A 17,272-nucleotide genomic window follows, 5' to 3' on the forward strand; every position below is an offset into this window, starting at 1 on the left:
TTTCATTTTATCAAGTCTTGATCAGCGGGCGACCAGGCAGCTACCACCAGCGGAGCGGAAGCGCTCACAAAGTGCTGCGGCTTCGTTCTTGTCGCCAGCTGGAATGCGAACACGGTAGAATGTGCCTTTTCCCGCAATCTCAGCTGCCTTGATATCCACGCCGCGACCACCGATGACGGAGCCGAATTTGGTCGACAGGTTCTGATAGGACTTCTGCGCTTCAGCCTGGCTTGGCAATGAAGCAACCTGCACGTAGTAGCCGCCGGTGGACGAAGCGTTCGTCGAAGCTGTCGGAGCAGCAGCTGTTTCCTGCGCGGGCTGCGAAGGCGGCGCCGGGCGAACATTGCCCTGGTTCGTCACCGTCGCAACAACATTCGCTGGCTGTGAAGCCGGACGAGACGCTGGAAGCGGTGCTGCCGTCTGAGTTGGCTTTGGCGCAGCGGCGGCTGGTGCAGGAGCCTGCGTCTGGGTAGGCTGTTCAGGAGCGACCGGAACACGCGACGCTGCGATAACGGCAGGTGCACCTTCTGTGCGAGATGCCTGCGGTGCGGCTAGTTCTTCGACCTTGTCAGCTGTGGATGCAGAAGGGGCAGGAACTTCCTGCGCAACCAGTGTACCGTCAGGCTTGACGATCATGGTGCGGACCTTGCGCGGAGAAACGTTGACCGGAGATCCGGACTGGTTCTCTGCCGTCTGCGCTTTCTCTTGAGCCGACAGCAGACGTGGGTCTTCCGTTTCACCGACCGGTGTCGAAGAAATGGCATCGATCTCGTCGTTTTCACCTTCAAGCGGTAACTGCTCGGGGATCAGAGTGCGCTGAACCACATCAACCGGCTGCTCGCTGCTGGAAATAAGCGAAGGTTGCTTTGGATCAGCAGGCGCGCCGCCAGCAACACGGTCATAAACCGCCTTGTCCTGGTTCGGCACAACACGACCACCGGGATGGTCCGGCACAACTTTCGTCGGCTCGCTATCTGCAGCGATGATCACCGGTGCGCCGTTCGAACCCGTGCTCGATGAACCTCCGAACATAAGCGCGTATGTCCCACCACCGACGAGCACAACACCGAGAACGGCGGCGAACGGAACGAGCCAGCGACGGGCGCCACTGCGTTCTTCATCGCTGTAACGGACTGGCTGCGAGAGATCGGTTGGCGCAACTCTGTCGCCAGATGCACGGGTTTCTGCAGCCTCTTGCATGCTGCGGCGAAAATCCTGCTCCAGCGCGCGTTCGAATTCATCGACCTCATCCTGCGTGGGCTGAGGCTGACGTGTCGCAGCGGCATTCTTGTTGCGATCGAGCCCACCCGTCACAGCAGGTGTGAAAAGCGATGCAAGTTCGGTGTCGAGATCGAGATCTTCTTCATGACGGCGTGGCGCTGGCTTCGGCTCGAACACGCCAACCGGAAGTTCAGGCACTTCCATCTCGGTGATGGTTTCAGGTTGATCTTCGGTTTCACCAATCTGCGATGGGTCGAAAGGCAGGCTCTCCAGTGTCGCGGGAGGCGCAACAACGACCGGCGTTACCGGACGCGGTGCTTCCTGACGGACGACTGGAGGCGCCACGACAGGCTGAGGGCGCGGAGCAGCTGCCGCTGCAGGAGCGATCGTGGGTGTAACGACAGGCTTGGGCTGCATAGGCGCCTGAGCAACCGGCGCTGGCTGTTCAACAGGCGCAACTGCCACATCGATGTTGGCAATTTCCGACAGGTCGAGATCGAAATCGATATCGTCGAGCGCAAGTTCGAACTCGTCATCCTTGAACGTGTCAAAATCGCCGAAATCGGGCTCCGCTTTGGCAACGGGCTGCTGGAAGGATGGCTCAGCGCGTGGAGCAACAGACGCAACCGGAGGCATTGCAGCAGCGGGTGCGATAGCAGGTTTTACGGCAACAACAGGTTCCATTCTGGCAACTGGCGCGGCAGCACTGACATCCCTATTGCTGATTTCATATTTTGCCACGTCGTAAATCAGCTCGTCCATGGCCGACATCTTTTGTCCGACAGGCAGTGCTGGCTCGATGTGATTCGCAGGCGCCACCAGTGGCTGGGTGAACGACTGATCGACCGGAGCCTGGGCAACCAGTGGCTCTACAGGCTGAGCAACAACGGGTGTAGCGCGCGGCGCACCGAAATTGGCAAGCGGCAAACGCAGGCTGGAATAATCAAGCGAGGAACGACGTGCAATCGGCGGCGGCGCCTGAACGGGTGCGGCAACTTCCTCGGCCACAGACATTTCCAGCTCGCTGGCAAGATCGATCGCCACTTCGCCTGATGTCTCCGCCATGTGCTCCCAGTTCGGCTCATGGGAGACCTCTGGCGAAACATAATGCGGCTCTGATTCTTCGTGCACCGGGTAGGATGCAACCGGCTCTACGATCGCGGGCTGCTCGTGTAGTTCCGCATACTGCTCGACGTCCGTGTGGCTGATCGGCTCGACATAGGCTGGAGCTTCTTCATGGACAGGCTGATGGTGCGCCTGACGATGTCCGACATCGAACAGGGCAGCGACCGATTCTGGATCGTCACTGAAATCATCACGAAGATTGGACAGTGCCGCAGAGTCAGAAGCGTGTTCGGCAACAAGATACTCTTCAGCGTCCACAGGAGCATATTGCTCAATGGGCGCGAGCTCGGGCTCCTTGCGGGCAAAAACCGATTCGACACGTTGCATGAATTCATTGGCGGGAACGTATGAGCGAACATCGTTCGCCGCGTCCAGCGCTACCGGCTCATAGCGGGGTGCGTCGTATATCGCAAACTCGCGAAGCAATTCATCTTCAAGATTGAATTCGGGCTCCCTGCGTTCCGCCGGGTGCTGCGCAGCCGGGGGAGCAACATGGGAAGGACGATCCTCTTGACCAACCAGACGTGCCAGTTGCGCCAAAGGATCGTTGTCAGCGAATTCTTCTGCCCGGTCGTCCCGGTTATACGCGACATTTTTTTCGACCATTACGTGTTCCACCATCTACGCATCACAGCACTTGCCAGCGTATTGTGAGCAAATAATGGTGAGATGTTATCGCATTTCGTCAGGCGCGTCCGCTCCTAAAAGCGTCAATCCAGACTTCAGTACATTTGCGACAGCATTCACCAGCCCTAATCTGGCAACGCTTAATTCTCGGTTTTTATCGTTAACAAAACGTAATTCTGGCTGATCTTTACCTTTATTCCAATGCCCGTGGAACGAACTGGCCAGATCATACAGGTAAAATGCAAGGCGATGAGGCTCGTGATTGAGCGCCGCCGACTCGATCAGACGCGGGTATTCTGCAAGTTTAGCAATCAGCTGCAACTCATTGACATCATTAATCAAAGCCGCACCAGAAACCAACGTTTCCTTCGACACATCAAGGTCCGAAAACGCCTCGTTTGCCTGGCGGAATACTGACTTGCAGCGAGCATGCGCATACTGCACATAAAATACCGGATTGTCCTTGGATTGCTCCGTTACTTTGGCAAAATCGAAGTCCAGCGGTTCGGAATTCTTCCGATAGAGCATCATGAATCGCACCGGGTCACGCCCGACTTCATCCACGACGTCCCGCAATGTCACGAAATCGCCAGAGCGTTTCGACATCTTGACCGGCTCACCATCACGGAAAAGTTTGACGAGCTGGCAAAGCAGAACCGTCAATTTGGACTTTCCTTCGGAGACAGCGCGCGCAACCGCCTCAAGACGTTTGACATAGCCGCCGTGGTCGGCACCCAGAACATAGATCATCTCGCCGAAGCCGCGATCATACTTGTCTTTGAAGTAGGCAACGTCTGCCGCGAAGTAGGTATAGGAACCGTCGGACTTGATAAGCGCGCGGTCCATGTCGTCACCCACCTCGGTGGAGCGGAACAGCGTCTGCTCGCGATCTTCCCAATCGTCCGGCAACTCGCCCTTCGGCGGCGGCAGGGTGCCCTTGTAGACGTGGCCCTTGAAGGTCAGGTCGTTGATGGCAGACTGGATCGGTCCGCCATTGCCAGCATGCAGCGTGCGTTCCGAATAGAATACGTCGTGCTTGACGTTCAACGCGGCCAAGTCCTCACGGATCATCACCATCATCGCGTCGATGGCTTTGTCCTTGACGATAGGCAGCCATTGCTCCTCAGGCATCGCCCGCAGCTTTTCTCCGAATTCATCGGCCAGCGTCTGGCCGAGAGGCACCAGATAATCGCCCGGGTAGAGACCCGGCGGAATAGCGCCCACTTCTTCACCAAGCGCTTCGCGGTAACGCAGGAACACGGACCGCGCCAGCACATCGATCTGTGAGCCCGCATCGTTGATGTAATATTCCTTGGTGACCTCGTAGCCGGAAAACGCCAGCACGTTGGCAAGCGTATCGCCCACCACTGCCCCGCGGCAATGGCCGACATGCATCGGCCCGGTCGGGTTCGCGGAGACGTATTCGACGTTGATGCTCTTACCCGTACCGACCGTTGAGCGGCCGTAGTCGTCTCCCTGGCTGATCATGTTTGCCAGAAGACGCTGCCAGTACGCAATCGAGACACGGATGTTGATGAAGCCGGGGCCAGCAACATTGACGCTGTCCACATCCTCGTCTTGCTCAAGCGCTGAAACGATCAGCTCTGCCAAAGCGCGCGGATTGGTGCCGAGCGGCTTTGCCAACACCATAGCCGCGTTTGTCGCAACGTCGCCGTGGCTGGGATCGCGCGGGGATTCGACGGTGATGCGGCCGAAATCGACAGTATCGCGATGGGCTTTGACGAGATCGATCGTCTCAAGCGCGTTTTTGATTCTGGCATCGAAATCGGCAAAAAGGTTCATCATCATATACCTGCGCGAAAGGCTGTTATCTAAGTCCCGGCAATCCGGAAATCGGTTCCGCAATCGCCGCTGCCTATCGTAAATCCGGTGTGTGGTCAAACAGCCGCTGGTGGGCTTTCAGTGCATAACTATCCGTCATGCCAGCCAGATAATCCCCGACATGACGGGCTTTTGCCGCTTCACTCATGCCTGGAATGCTGTCCACCCAGTAGTGACTTTGCATTTCGGCAGGGCTTTCCATGTAGCGGTGGAAAAGGTCTGTCACGATCTGCGTCGCCCCTGCCCGGATGCGCATGATATCGGCATGGCGGTAGATATGTGCAAACAGCAGTTTCTTGATCTGCTTGTCCGTTTCCGCCATCTCCGGTGAGAACGCGGCAACAGTATAATCGGCAGCGCGAATGTCAGCGGCGCATGTCGGCTTGAGCTTCGCCAAGTTGTGCTGCGCAACGCCGATGACATCTTCTACCATGCGAGTGATCTGGCGACGCATAATCTCGTGCGCGAAGCGGTCGTCATCGAGCTTGGGGTATTTCGCCCTCACCTCGGCCATCAATCCGCTTAGAAATGGCACTTCCTCCAGCATGTCGAAGGTCAGATACTTGGCCCGCAAACCGTCATCGATATCGTGGGTGTTGTACGCAATGTCATCTGCAATTGCCGCGACCTGCGCTTCAAGGCTGGCAAAGGTGCCGATTTCCAGGTCCTGCAACTGGCAATATTCGAGGATCGGAAGTGCCACGGGACCATGACCGCCGTTCGCATTCTCGCCGATCAACGGACCGTTGTGCTTCACCAGCCCCTCCAGCGTCTCCCATGTCAGGTTGATGCCGTCATATTCGGCGTAGCGACGCTCCAGCTTGGTCACGATCCGCAAGGATTGTGCGTTGTGGTCGAAGCCGCCATAGGGCTTCAACATCGCATCCAGCGCATCCTCGCCGGTATGGCCAAAGGGTGTGTGGCCGAAATCGTGAACCAGCGCCACGCCTTCTGCCAGATCCTCGTCCAGCTTCAACGCTCGCGCCAAGGCCCGGGCGATCTGCGCGACCTCCACCGTATGCGTCAGCCGGGTGCGATAATGGTCACCGTCAGGGCTGATGAACACCTGCGTCTTGTGCTTCAGGCGGCGAAATGCGGTGGTGTGGACGATGCGGTCGCGGTCACGCTGAAAATCGGAACGGGTGAGGCTGGAAGCTTCTGGAAACAATCGGCCACGCGTCGTCCAGGGATCGGTGGCATAGATCGCCCTCTCTCCGCTTCCGAAACCCAGTGCACGTTGATCGATTATCATGACTTATCCTGCTGTGCGGCCATTGACCTTTTCATCTACCCTTCATACCTATCCTGAAGGTTGCCGCAAAGCGTCATCGCGACACGACAACGCTATAGACCGTTTATTTGACTGGTTTATAATGGACTTCACACAAAACTTTGCTCTCCGGTTCTTGAACCCGGCAGGAGAAAACAAATGACCACAGACATCACGCTTTCCGAATCCGCCGCAAAACGAATCGCCCAGATCGTCGCCGCCGAAGACGGCAAACAGGCGCTGCGCGTGTCCGTAGAAGGCGGCGGCTGCTCCGGCTTTTCCTACAAGTTCGATCTCGACAGCGACGCGACCGCCGACGACATCGTCATTTCCCGCGACAACGCCAAGGTTCTGATCGACAGCATGTCCGTCGTCTATATGGAAGGATCGGAAATCGACTTCGTCGATAACCTGCTCGGCCAGTCGTTCCAGATCAAGAACCCCAACGCCGTCGCAAGCTGTGGCTGCGGCACCAGCTTCTCGATCTGATCCCAGCCCTTATTACGCCTGTTGAAACAATGAAAACGGGTGGCATTCGCCAGCACTTGGTTTAAAACGGACTCCATCAAACAATGGAATGTCCGATGAAGATTGCCACCTGGAACATCAACGGCGTCAAGGCGCGCATCGAAAACCTCTGCCAGTGGCTGAAGGATTCGAACCCTGATATCGCTTGCCTTCAGGAAATCAAATCCGTCGATGAGAACTTTCCCCGTCAGGAGATTGAGGCGCTCGGCTACAATGTCGAAACCCACGGTCAAAAGGGCTTCAACGGCGTCGCACTTCTGTCCAAGATCAGACCGGACGAAGTCAATCGCGGCTTGCCGGGAGACGACGCTGACGAACAGGCTCGCTTTATCGAAGGCGTGTTCTCCGTTGCCGGCGGCGTCATCCGCGTCTGCTCGCTTTATCTGCCCAACGGCAACCCACCGGATGACCCGGTCAAATATCCCTACAAGCTGGCATGGATGGAGCGCCTGCATCGCTTCGCGCAGGATCGTCTTCTGCTGGAAGAGCCGCTTATACTCGCTGGGGATTACAACGTCATTCCCGAACCCTTCGATTGCTACGATCCAAGAGCCTGGGAAGGCGACGCGCTGTTCTTGCCTAAGACACGCGCAGCCTTCCGCAGACTGGAAAACCTTGGCCTGACAGACGCAAACCGCGCGACGACGGATGAGGCAGGACTGTATACGTTCTGGGATTATCAGGCCGGTGCCTGGCCGAAAAACAACGGCATCCGCATCGATCACCTGATGCTTTCGTCGGAAGCCTCAGACAGGTTGCAATCTGTCTCGATCGAAAAGCACGTCCGCGCCTGGGAAAAACCGTCAGACCACGTTCCTGTCTGCGGGTATTTTGATTTTCAACAAACGTCTTGATTATAGGGGGCTCCGCCCCACCGCCATCCTCGTGTAGCGGGTCACACCCAAGCCTGCCTCCGAGAACAGATCAGTCCGCGTCACCGGCCGAGATGTTCTGCGCCAGTGATATCGCAACGCGTCTGTCGTCCTCAGCAGCCACCGAAAATGCCTGTTCCTGCATGTTCTGAATCCACTTGCAGTTCACTGCGGAACACTTGTCCAGAGCAGCCGTCATGAAAGCGAGCCCGCGTACGGTCTGACCTTCCTGAAACAACAGGTTACCAAAAATCGACATCGCGCCTGCATGGCCGTGCTTGCGGGCCTGGTTCAGCCACTTCTTGGCCTGCTGCGCATCTGCGCGACCACCCTCACCCGCCAGGATCATCTGGGCAAGCTCGAACTGTGCCTCGGCGACACCAAAGGTAGAAGCGACCTGGAAATAGAGTTGGCGGGCCTGAGAAAGATCAGTCTTGACCGGGCTGCCGGGAATGCCGTGGCGGTAGTAGTCAGCTAGCGACAACAAAGCATTGACGAAAAAGCCCGTGTCTTCCGAGCCCGGCTCGACGCCTTGGCTGGCAATTTCGCTGTAGATCTTGAAGGCTTCGAAATCGTTTTTGGCAACACCGTCGCCGTAGGCGTACATGTTGGCAAGTGCCCAACGTGAACCTGTGTGGCCCTTTTCGGCGGCGTAACGATAGGCCTCGACGGCATCGTCCTTTTTACCGCTTTTGTAGGATTTGAAGCCAAACTTGAAAAGGTCGAAAGGGCCGGATTCTTTGGTAACGCCAGAATTGATATCAAATGCGGCAGCTGGCATTGCCAGTGCTGCAAGCAATAGTCCGGCCCACAGTGGCCTCAAAACATTGGTGTCACATTTCAGCATTTAAACCGACTTCTCTCACTCTTCCCGGCGTATAGCGAATACTCACGCAATACTGCAAAGCCAATTCAAACCCGGCCGCGTTTTTAGACCACACTGCGTCTTTCCAGCCGCACTTTTTAAGAGTGTTGCTGTGATCATCTGCGGCGATAAATCAGTCTTTGCATGAAAACAGATATAAGCGCCGTTTCCGGCAACATAACGGCGTTTGACCGCCGTCAGGATTGTGCCAAGCAAGACAGGAACATCAACTCCCGCATTTACTTGCTTAGACACTGAATCCACATCCGTTTTCACATTAACCACTTCCGCAGCAGCACCCTCGAAACCTGCATATTCTTCCACGTCCCGCGTTCTTGAAGACAGACAAGCAACTTGTTTGTGGCGGGAAATGGACAAATAAGCCCGCATTCTTACGCTACGTGAAGGTTGCAGAAATTTGTTGCCAAATCGTCACAATCTTTCATGCGGGCAATAAAAAACCCGGCCTTGTGAGGCCGGGTTAGAATTGGAGTGAATGAGGGTTAAAACTTTACTTTCACTGACGTTGTCACTGCAGCGACAATATCGTTACCAAAGTCATAAGACACATCGTTACCGTAAACGACGCCACCACGAGTAACCTGGCCCGAACTTCCGCTTGTGAGCAAACCAAGAGCGCCGCCGAGACGCCACTCGATGTTGTCGGTTACAGCATATTGCACGCCCGCGCCAAGTGTCCAGGTATCCGTCGAGGCTCCAACGCCAGTGCTCGTGCCACGGTCCCATGTGAGGCTGACGGCTCCGGAGAGCTTGTCGTTGAACTTGTGTCCTACACCGCCACTCACCGTCCAACCATCCCGATACAGGAGGTCAAGTGATGTGACACCTGTGGCCGGGCATGGGAAAGCGCCTTGCGTTTCACAGAAGCTGATGGACTGAATCACACTCCAATTCGTCCACTTGACAGAACCAAAGGCCAGCCAGTCGGGTGCTATCCCGCTTTGGACCTTCAATTCGAGAGAATCTGGAGCTTCAGCCGCTCCGAATACACTAAAGCGTCGTTGCACGTACGGATTACCCGGAACAGCAATTGAGGGTATCTGGGTTAGATCAAGACTACCCGTCAGGTCGTACTTCACTCTGCTATTGTAGAGAAGGCTGGCTCTGAAAGCATACTCCGGAATCTCATAAGCCACCCCTGCGCGCCAGCCCCAGGACTCGTCGCTCATGTTGAGTCGTCCCACTCCGCTATATACAGAGTTCAGGGGCGCCGGGAGTGGTACCACCAGACGAGTTTTAGAACCTTCGATTTCCTGATAAAACGCGCCGCCAATCACTCTGAATTGGCCTGGTCCTGCATCAAATTTATACGAGCAGGTCAAACCGTAGTTGTCGGTTCGAACCTTCGTTTCAATGTTATTTTGAGCGCCAGCCCACGTAGAACCCGGATTAAGATGAGCACCGAAGGGCTGTGAATAATCGACTAGGCAATCTACGTCCTCATAACCACCCTTAATACCGACGTATGGTATGGCGTAGTTCTCGGTGTCGTCAGCGGTAGAGCCACCGACAAACGCACCTCCTGCTGGACCATCCTGGACGTTTTTCAACTTTCGTTTTGGTGTGACGTAGGTGACACCGGACTGAAATGTAAACGGCGATGCATCAAAAAGTTGATCAATATTGTACCCACCCCGATCCAAACCACCCGCAAAAGCGGGCGTGATCGACGTCATACCGATAGCAAGGCCCAAAGCGCCACTTATAAAATGATTTTGTGTTGCCATCTCTCTCCCCAATCAAGGCAATATCCGTATGACGACCGTGCAGCGCTTTGAAAAAAAACACAATCTACCGCACGGCGGGTGACTTGTTTTGCAGTGCAAAAAAAATTTACGTAAAATGCTGATGAACCCGTCCTCAGCAGGACAAGTTGGGTCATTATTCTAATGAAGTGTGATTAATACCCTTATGGATAGCATGATATGCCAGCAACCGCGTAAAGTGTGTCCATCGCACCACATCCACAATTTTCACTCGGAAATGCCACGATTTCGCCGCCGTGGTTGGTTTCGGCATGGATATGGATCAGCGGCGTGAAGAGCGCAGAAGTTCCGAATCTTCAGCGGAAAGACAGCGGCGGAATTTGTGTGTCGGTATGGATGCACAAAAGGCGCTCTTCGGTATGAAGAGCGCCTTTCGTAATCTCCATATTGCCGCTTAATCAGCCAGCTTCGTTGACGCGTTGAAGCGCGATTTGCAGGCTCTTGATTTCCACTTCCAGCTCGGCTTTCCGCTCACGGTCGGCTGCGACCACGGCAGGGTCGGCATTGGCGACGAACTTCTCGTTGGAGAGCTTCTTGTCGATGCGTTCCATTTCAGCACCCGCCTTGCCGATGGCCTTGTCGAGACGCGCCTTTTCAGCACCGACATCGATCAGGTTGCCAAGAGGCACACAGACCGTTGCTTCACCCAGCACGATCTGCGCAGAGCCCTTCGGCGCCACATCGGCAGCCCGAATTTCATCCGCCCGCGCCAGACGGCGGATCGCCGCCGAGTGGCGGTCGAGACGCGATTCCGTCGTGGGGTTGGCACCGACGATCACCAGCGGCGCCATCGCGCCCGGTGGGACGTTCATTTCCGCGCGAGTCGATCGGATGCCGGACACCAGATCAACCAGCCAGTTGATTTCCGCCGCCGCCGCATCATCCCGGAATGTCGGGACCGGCCAATCAGTGTGGCACAACAGACCCTGGCGCACTTCGCCCTCGCCCACCGTGTGTTCCCACAGTTCTTCCGTCATGAATGGCATGAACGGGTGCAGCAGCTTGTAGATTTCTTCAAGAACGAACGCAGCGCAAGCCTGCGCTTCGGTCTTGGCAACTTCATCATCACCGCTGAAAACAGGCTTCAGTAGTTCCAGATACCAATCGCAGAACTGGTTCCATACGAAACGGTAAAGCGCACTCGCCGCGTCGTTGAAACGATAGTTCTCGATTGCCGTCGTCACCTCTTTTGCAGCGTCTGCAAGTTCGGTCAAAATCCAGCGGTTGATCGTCTGCGTCGTGGCTTCCGGCAGGAAATGCGGGTCTCGCTTCACGCCATTCATTTCGGCAAAGCGCGTCGCATTCCACAGTTTGGTGCCAAAGTTGCGATAACCGGCGATGCGGGCCGGATCGAGCTTCACGTCACGCCCCTGCGCCGCCATGATGGCCAGCGTAAAGCGCAGCGCATCCGCACCATATTCGTCGATCAGATCAAGCGGATCGATGACGTTGCCCTTGGACTTCGACATCTTCTGGCCGTTCTTGTCGCGAACCAGCGCGTGGATGTAAATCGTGTGGAATGGCTCGACTGGATTACCGGCGTCGTCCTTCATGAAATGCAGACCCATCTGCATCATGCGCACGACCCAGAACGGGATGATATCGAAACCGGTGACCAGAACGTTGGTCGGATAATAGCGCGCCAGTTCCGGGGTCTTTTCCGGCCAGCCCAGCGTGGAGAACGGCCACAGTGCCGACGAGAACCAAGTGTCCAGCACGTCTTCGTCACGCGTCAGAATTTCACCCGGCTTGAAGTTCTCCAGCTTTTCCTCGACCCAGGCCTTCCACGGACCTTCATGGGCGATGTAGTGCTGGATAGCGGCCTGAAGAGCTTCCTCTTCGCTCTTCTCAACGAAAACCTGGCCGTCGGGGCCATACCATGCCGGAATCTGATGACCCCACCAGAGTTGACGTGAAATGCACCACGGCTGAATGTTCTCCATCCACTGGAAGTATGTATTCTCCCAATTTTTAGGGACGAAGTTGGTGCGCCCTTCGCGGACGGAGGCAATGGCTGGCTTGGCAAGCGTTTTGTTGTCCACCCACCATTGCTCGGTCATGCGCGGCTCAATTGGCACGCCGCCACGGTCGCCATGCGGCACCATGTGCTTGTGCGGCTCGATCTTGTCGAGAAGACCTGACTCCTCGAAGATTTCGACAATGATCTTGCGCGCGGTGAAACGGTCCTGGCCTTCCAGCCTGTCCCAAGCGCCGTGCAGGGCTGCGGGATGATCAAGGCCCTCCAGGAAGTCCTCGTTTTCTTTGATGGTAACAGTCGCATCGATATTCAGAATGTTGATGGCACGAAGGCCCGCACGCTTGCCGACTTCGAAGTCGTTGAAATCGTGGGCAGGAGTAATCTTCACAGCACCCGTTCCGGCGGTCGGATCAGCATAATCATCTGCAACGATCGGGATTTTGCGACCGACGATCGGCAGAATCACATGCTTGCCGACGATGGATTTGTAGCGCCCGTCTTCCGGGTTTACGGCAATGCCGGTGTCTCCCAGCATGGTTTCCGGGCGTGTCGTGGCAACGACGATATAATCGCGGGTTTCGAATTCAGTCGGCTTGCCATCCTCATCGAAAGCGATTGGATATTCGTAGGTAACGCCCTTCTCCAGCGGATAGCGGAAGTGCCAGAGATTGCCCTTGACTTCCAGTTGCTCGACTTCCATATCGGAAATCGCGGTCAGCAGCTTGGGGTCCCAGTTCACAAGGCGCATATCCTTGTAGATCAGGCCTTCCTTGTAGAGCGAGACGAAGACTTCCAGAACGGCCTCGGACAAGCCCTCATCCATGGTAAAACGTTCACGAGACCAATCGCAGGATGCGCCCAGACGCTTCAACTGGTTGAAGATCAGCCCGCCGGATTCTTCTTTCCACTGCCAGACTTTTTCGATGAAAGCTTCACGACCCATCTCACGGCGGCCCGGAAGCTGGTTTTCCATCAGCTTGCGCTCGACAACCATTTGCGTTGCGATGCCGGCATGGTCCATGCCCGGCTGCCACAATACGTCCTTACCGCGCATGCGCTCAAACCGGACCATGATGTCCTGAAGCGTATTATTGAGCGCATGCCCCATATGCAGCGAGCCGGTGACATTCGGCGGCGGGATGACAATGGTGAACGTTTCCGCGTCCGGCTTCGCGTTCGCGCCAGCGCGAAACGCATTGGCCTCATCCCAAGCCTTGGCGATTTTGGGTTCTACGGATGCGGAATCGTAGGTCTTTTCGAGCATTTACTGGCCTGAATTCTAGAGTTCTGTGTAGATTTTTAATAAGGATGGGCGGTCGAGAGTCAACAAAAAGCGGATATTTTCCCGACCATGCTTATCAAACAAAAAAGCCGCCCCTGCTAGAGGAGCGGCTAATATTCCAATATCTCGTCTTTTTAACGACGTGGGCCGCGCGCGACACGTTCGATCTCTTCTCGTACCAGGCGCTCCACCAATGTCGGAAGATTGTCTTCCAGCCAGTCCTGCAACATCGGGCGCAACATGTCCTGAGCCATCTGCTCGACCGTGGGGCGTTCTACGCCATCAAACATTTCAGCGAGCTCTCCGAACGACTGGGCAATCTGCGCACCAGCGGCTGCGGAAATCAGGTTCAGCGAAAGGTTACTTTCTGGTTGAGTGACCTGCGGTGCTTGCTCTCTGGGCTGCTCCACGACGCGTTCTGGCTGCGCCTCCAAGACTTCTGGCTGCATCTGCGCCGGAGTTGGCTGTTCAGGCTCCACGGCACCGCGAAGCTCCAGACCTTCCCAACCCGGTAACGGGCGTGTTTGGAGAGCGGCAACCGGGGGTGTCGTCACTTGCGGCTGGCGAACAGGCGCTGGTGGCGCGACATTCAACAGCGGGCGCAAATCGTTGGGACGCTGCGCCTGTGGTGGCCGTTCCTGTTGGACTGCTGGCTGCGGAGCGCTCGGGGTTTCCACAAGCCGTTGGGCAGCCAGACCTTGCGGACCGAGGGCTGCATTGCGATCTGCGGCGGCGCGAACGCGGGCAGCAACATCTGCAAGCGACATCGTCTTTTCAGAGCCGTCCGCACCAGCCGTCTCGTCTCTTGCAGCAATGGAAAGATCGTGCGGCTGGCGTGCGCCATAGCCCTGGTTTGCGGCGGGAGGCACATGGGCTGGCGGGCTGGCGAGTTCTGCCGAAAATGATGAAGCAGCCTCTTCCTCTTCGTCGTAGACAGGAGGCAACGTTGCCGAAAATGCATCGCCGGAAGCAGGCTCATTGCTTTCGATAATCCTGCGAATAGACGCCAGAATTTCTTCCATGGATGGTTCGCGCGCGACGTTGGGCTGAGCCATTTTTATCCCCGATTTCCACGTTCAAGACGGAACGGAGCAAATATCGACACTCCGAATCACCCGTACTGTAGGACAACGTCGGACGTAAATGAATCCATGGGCTTGCAGTAAGCTGCTTGTTACACAGCTTTATTTCTTAGCTCTCAAAAACGAAACAAAAATGCCGGACCTGAAAAGGCCCGGCATTGGTTGGTTGGCTGAGAGGTTTCCGATAATCAGAAAACGAACTCGCTTGCCTTTGCAAAACCAGGAACAGGCTTGACCGACGCATTGAAAAACGGTGTCGAAGAAGTGCCCTTGCCGTCGCGGCGATAGACCGTCGCCTTTGCGGAATTACCGTAACCTACAACGGCGATCAGACGTCCGCCATCGTGGAGCTGGTCGAGAAGCGCTGCCGGCACGTCCTCGACAGAGCCGTTGACGAAAATGACGTCATAGGGTGCTTCTGCGGCATATCCGTGGGCAAGCGCACCGCTGACGGTTACGACATTGTCATAACCAAGCGTCGAAAGTGTTTCTGTCGCACTAGCGCTCAGTTCCTCATCGGATTCAAGCGATACGACCGAACTGGCGAGCTGGGAAAGAATCGCAGACACGTAGCCTCTTCCACCACCAACTTCCAGAACGACATCATCCTTGGTGATAGCGGCCAGTTGCAACAGCTTTGCCAGCGGCGAAGCCTTCATGATGTAGCGCGGAGCAAGCCCGTCCCTTGCCGGACAGATCTGCAAATCCTCATCCGCATAGGCAATTTGCTTTACTCCAGCGGGAACGAATTCCTCGCGCGGCACAGCAAGAAACGCCTTCAGCACAGAATGCGAGGTCACATCGGTCGTGCGCAACTGGCTGTCGACCATTTTGCCGCGTGCGGTTTCGAAGTCCATCATGTCGTTTTCGCCTCAAATATAAGCTCGAACACAGCCTGAAATTCAGACCGCCGTGGGTTACCGTCTTAATTGCCTGCGCCGTTGCTTTCAAGCACAAGCACACGTCCGAAGCATGAAAAAGCCAAGTTGTGTCTTTCGTTGTCGACTTGACCGCCCGGGCCCACGCAAACCACCCTAAACGGGAACTTTTTATCCGCCTAATCATTGATAAGAAACTGGAAACGCTCAACAACATCTGGAGGCCAGCATGCTTGGCACAATTCTCGTCGTCCTTCTTATCCTGTTCTTGATCGGCGCCCTGCCAAACTGGGGCTATCACAATTATGGATATGGCCTTTCGGGAGGTCTCGGCCTAGTGCTCGTCATCGTACTGGTTTTGGTTCTTCTCGGTCGCATTTGACACTATCTGAAAAGCCGCATGGTCTCTGTGAGGGCGTGCGGCTTTTCGTTCAAACTTCTTCAGCTTTTTCAAACCTACCCTATTGCGTGGAAAATGGATTCGTTCTAAATCCCCGCCATAGCTTGAGAGATCAGGCTCGTGAGGCCTCGTGGCGGAGTGGTGACGCAGAGGACTGCAAATCCTTGCACCCCGGTTCAATTCCGGGCGAGGCCTCCAAAACAAATCACCAATTTTTTCACGGATTTGCGACAATTTTTTAAAGTGGATTATCTTGTCCACTCGCGGATGCTTGCATCCAACTCCGAACCTTCTGGAACATCCTTCTCCGTTTTAAGTTTACCGTGCCAATGCTGCTGCATAATCAAGTGTAACCGGGCAGATTTTAGGGAGAAAACTATGCGAGTGATGACCTCAGTATTGAGCGCGGGACTGGCGCTCGTCTTAGCAGGGTGCACAACGCCAATCTCAGCCTCAAGCTATGATCCTATCCCTGGCAGCATAACCTACAACGGTCAACCTCGGACCAAGCTCACAAAATCGCCCATTGGCAGCACCTTCACGCATAATTTCCGCCGCTTCGATGATCGCGTAGTTGAAACTTATCAAATCCAGCCTGACCGTTCTCTAAAAATCGTTGACCGCCGGATCATTCGCAACTGGTCATTCTTTGGCAGAGACGACTGATAAATTGCCAATTGAATAGCGCTCGATAAGCCTCTAAACGCTGTTTAAACTCTTGAATCGTGCGGGAAACATCATGCAGACGCTTTGGGCAAAACCAGTTCTTATCGCTTTGGAAGAACCCGGCGTTTATGTGAGCATCGATTCGACACAGGCCGCTTCATGGGCGCTGATCGAAGATTGGCCGGAGGAAGATGGCGAGATGCTGGACAAGGCCCTCCTCGTTTTCGCGGCTGTCGATGCTGGCAAGAAAAAGCCGGAAGACGCGCGGAAAGCATTCGTTGATGCTGCGATTGAAGCTGGCCTCGATATAAAGTCATAATGACGCAGATGCGTTTCCACTCTTAAAATACAGGCTTTGTGCCTTTAATATAAGGCGCTGAAAGCCGAGGCACGAATACCAATGAAAAAGTTTGTCTTTGTTCTTATTCTGGGATGCCTGGCGCTGAGCATCGTTGGACACTGGATTTTTGCGCTCGTTGTGATGTGAGCAGGACCTGCTTATTTAAAGCATCTGTCTGATCTTAATAATTCACGCGCTTGTCACGGAACTTCGTTAAGTTTTGCACGTTCTTCTTCCACTAATGATGGAGGGTAAAGCGATGCGTGATGGTCTCAACAGTCTTCTGGAAGTGTCCTTGCTTGGTTTCGTCGTTGTTACTTGCCTGATGATGGTCAATCCCATAATCTGAAACCGGCGAAAATTCGTATGTCAACGGACGTTACTGAATAAGTAACGAAATAAAAATGCGGCCTTTGCGCCGCATTTCGTTCGTCGATCTGCTTCGGCAACATCAGTTTTCAAACATCTTTTTCAATCCAAGCCTTATTGAATTTGGCGCACAGAGCGCT

The 17,272-nt window shown here is 55.2% G+C and carries 14 protein-coding genes and 1 tRNA gene; 6 read left to right on the forward strand and 9 right to left on the reverse strand.

Translation table 11 applies throughout. The features are described 5' to 3' along the window. Positions 1-21 precede the first annotated feature (21 nt). The 3 genes from ATO67_RS01575 to ATO67_RS01585 form a co-directional block, all read right to left on the reverse strand. Positions 22-2,952, reverse strand: a complete 2,931-nt coding sequence (locus tag ATO67_RS01575; RefSeq protein ID WP_067643350.1) for an SPOR domain-containing protein — start codon at positions 2,950-2,952, stop codon at positions 22-24. 66 nt (positions 2,953-3,018) lie between these two features. Further along, entirely contained in the window at positions 3,019-4,776 is a 1,758-nt protein-coding gene (gene argS / locus ATO67_RS01580) for an arginine--tRNA ligase (protein ID WP_067644206.1), read from the reverse strand. Between the two features lie 73 nt (positions 4,777-4,849). Further along, entirely contained in the window at positions 4,850-6,067 is a 1,218-nt protein-coding gene (locus ATO67_RS01585; protein WP_067643353.1) for a deoxyguanosinetriphosphate triphosphohydrolase, read from the reverse strand. A 177-nt stretch (positions 6,068-6,244) separates the two neighbouring features. Here ATO67_RS01585 and erpA point away from each other — a divergent pair, with 177 nt between their 5' ends. After that, positions 6,245-6,574 carry an iron-sulfur cluster insertion protein ErpA gene (gene erpA / locus ATO67_RS01590; RefSeq protein WP_067643356.1) on the forward strand — a complete coding sequence of 110 codons (330 nt, stop codon included), beginning with the start codon at positions 6,245-6,247 and terminating at the stop codon, positions 6,572-6,574. A gap of 95 nt (positions 6,575-6,669) precedes the next feature. Next, positions 6,670-7,467, forward strand: a complete 798-nt coding sequence (gene xth, locus ATO67_RS01595) for an exodeoxyribonuclease III (RefSeq protein WP_067643359.1) — start codon at positions 6,670-6,672, stop codon at positions 7,465-7,467. Between the two features lie 70 nt (positions 7,468-7,537). Here xth and exoR read toward each other — a convergent pair whose 3' ends face one another. The 6 genes from exoR to ATO67_RS01625 form a co-directional block, all read right to left on the reverse strand. After that, positions 7,538-8,332 (reverse strand): exopolysaccharide production regulator ExoR, encoded by a 795-nt coding sequence (exoR, locus tag ATO67_RS01600; protein ID WP_067643362.1) that lies wholly within the window; start codon positions 8,330-8,332, stop codon positions 7,538-7,540. A gap of 42 nt (positions 8,333-8,374) precedes the next feature. Next, on the reverse strand, positions 8,375-8,674 hold the full coding sequence (locus ATO67_RS23425) for a hypothetical protein (protein WP_245303723.1): 300 nt from the start codon (positions 8,672-8,674) through the stop codon (positions 8,375-8,377). 179 nt (positions 8,675-8,853) lie between these two features. Continuing rightward, on the reverse strand, positions 8,854-10,098 hold the full coding sequence (locus ATO67_RS01610; protein ID WP_067643365.1) for an OmpP1/FadL family transporter: 1,245 nt from the start codon (positions 10,096-10,098) through the stop codon (positions 8,854-8,856). 437 nt (positions 10,099-10,535) lie between these two features. After that, positions 10,536-13,379: a valine--tRNA ligase gene (locus ATO67_RS01615; RefSeq protein ID WP_067643368.1), complete on the reverse strand. Its 2,844-nt coding sequence runs from the start codon at positions 13,377-13,379 to the stop codon at positions 10,536-10,538. Between the two features lie 152 nt (positions 13,380-13,531). After that, on the reverse strand, positions 13,532-14,452 hold the full coding sequence (locus ATO67_RS01620; RefSeq protein WP_067643371.1) for a PopZ family protein: 921 nt from the start codon (positions 14,450-14,452) through the stop codon (positions 13,532-13,534). 215 nt (positions 14,453-14,667) lie between these two features. Next, positions 14,668-15,339 carry a protein-L-isoaspartate O-methyltransferase family protein gene (locus tag ATO67_RS01625; protein ID WP_067643374.1) on the reverse strand — a complete coding sequence of 224 codons (672 nt, stop codon included), beginning with the start codon at positions 15,337-15,339 and terminating at the stop codon, positions 14,668-14,670. A gap of 247 nt (positions 15,340-15,586) precedes the next feature. Between ATO67_RS01625 and ATO67_RS22210 the strand changes: the two genes are divergently transcribed. The 4 genes from ATO67_RS22210 (at position 15,587) to ATO67_RS01640 (ending at position 16,742) form a co-directional block, all read left to right on the forward strand. Then, the gene (locus tag ATO67_RS22210; protein WP_082760112.1) at positions 15,587-15,739 is read left to right on the forward strand and encodes a DUF3309 family protein; all 153 of its coding nucleotides are present in this window, start codon (positions 15,587-15,589) and stop codon (positions 15,737-15,739) included. Between the two features lie 142 nt (positions 15,740-15,881). Next, a tRNA-Cys gene (locus ATO67_RS01630) sits at positions 15,882-15,955 on the forward strand. Positions 15,956-16,135: 180 nt separating this feature from the next. Further along, positions 16,136-16,423: a hypothetical protein gene (locus tag ATO67_RS01635; protein WP_067643377.1), complete on the forward strand. Its 288-nt coding sequence runs from the start codon at positions 16,136-16,138 to the stop codon at positions 16,421-16,423. Between the two features lie 73 nt (positions 16,424-16,496). Continuing rightward, entirely contained in the window at positions 16,497-16,742 is a 246-nt protein-coding gene (locus ATO67_RS01640) for a DUF982 domain-containing protein (RefSeq protein ID WP_067643380.1), read from the forward strand. Positions 16,743-17,272 lie beyond the last annotated feature (530 nt).

Origin of the sequence: Agrobacterium bohemicum, assembly GCF_001562555.1 — a bacterium.
GTDB lineage: Bacteria > Pseudomonadota > Alphaproteobacteria > Rhizobiales > Rhizobiaceae > Agrobacterium > Agrobacterium bohemicum.

Bases quoted from the DNA above. Each gene is read 5' to 3' on its own strand.
- ATO67_RS01575 (WP_067643350.1), bottom strand. From the start codon at position 2,952: ATGGTCGAAAAAAATGTCGCGTATAACCGGGACGACCGGGCAGAAGAA.
- argS (WP_067644206.1), bottom strand. From the start codon at position 4,776: ATGAACCTTTTTGCCGATTTCGATGCCAGAATCAAAAACGCGCTTGAG.
- ATO67_RS01585 (WP_067643353.1), bottom strand. From the start codon at position 6,067: ATGATAATCGATCAACGTGCACTGGGTTTCGGAAGCGGAGAGAGGGCG.
- erpA (WP_067643356.1), top strand. From the start codon at position 6,245: ATGACCACAGACATCACGCTTTCCGAATCCGCCGCAAAACGAATCGCC.
- xth (WP_067643359.1), top strand. From the start codon at position 6,670: ATGAAGATTGCCACCTGGAACATCAACGGCGTCAAGGCGCGCATCGAA.
- exoR (WP_067643362.1), bottom strand. From the start codon at position 8,332: ATGCTGAAATGTGACACCAATGTTTTGAGGCCACTGTGGGCCGGACTA.
- ATO67_RS01610 (WP_067643365.1), bottom strand. From the start codon at position 10,098: ATGGCAACACAAAATCATTTTATAAGTGGCGCTTTGGGCCTTGCTATC.
- ATO67_RS01615 (WP_067643368.1), bottom strand. From the start codon at position 13,379: ATGCTCGAAAAGACCTACGATTCCGCATCCGTAGAACCCAAAATCGCC.
- ATO67_RS01620 (WP_067643371.1), bottom strand. From the start codon at position 14,452: ATGGCTCAGCCCAACGTCGCGCGCGAACCATCCATGGAAGAAATTCTG.
- ATO67_RS01625 (WP_067643374.1), bottom strand. From the start codon at position 15,339: ATGATGGACTTCGAAACCGCACGCGGCAAAATGGTCGACAGCCAGTTG.
- ATO67_RS22210 (WP_082760112.1), top strand. From the start codon at position 15,587: ATGCTTGGCACAATTCTCGTCGTCCTTCTTATCCTGTTCTTGATCGGC.
- ATO67_RS01635 (WP_067643377.1), top strand. From the start codon at position 16,136: ATGCGAGTGATGACCTCAGTATTGAGCGCGGGACTGGCGCTCGTCTTA.
- ATO67_RS01640 (WP_067643380.1), top strand. From the start codon at position 16,497: ATGCAGACGCTTTGGGCAAAACCAGTTCTTATCGCTTTGGAAGAACCC.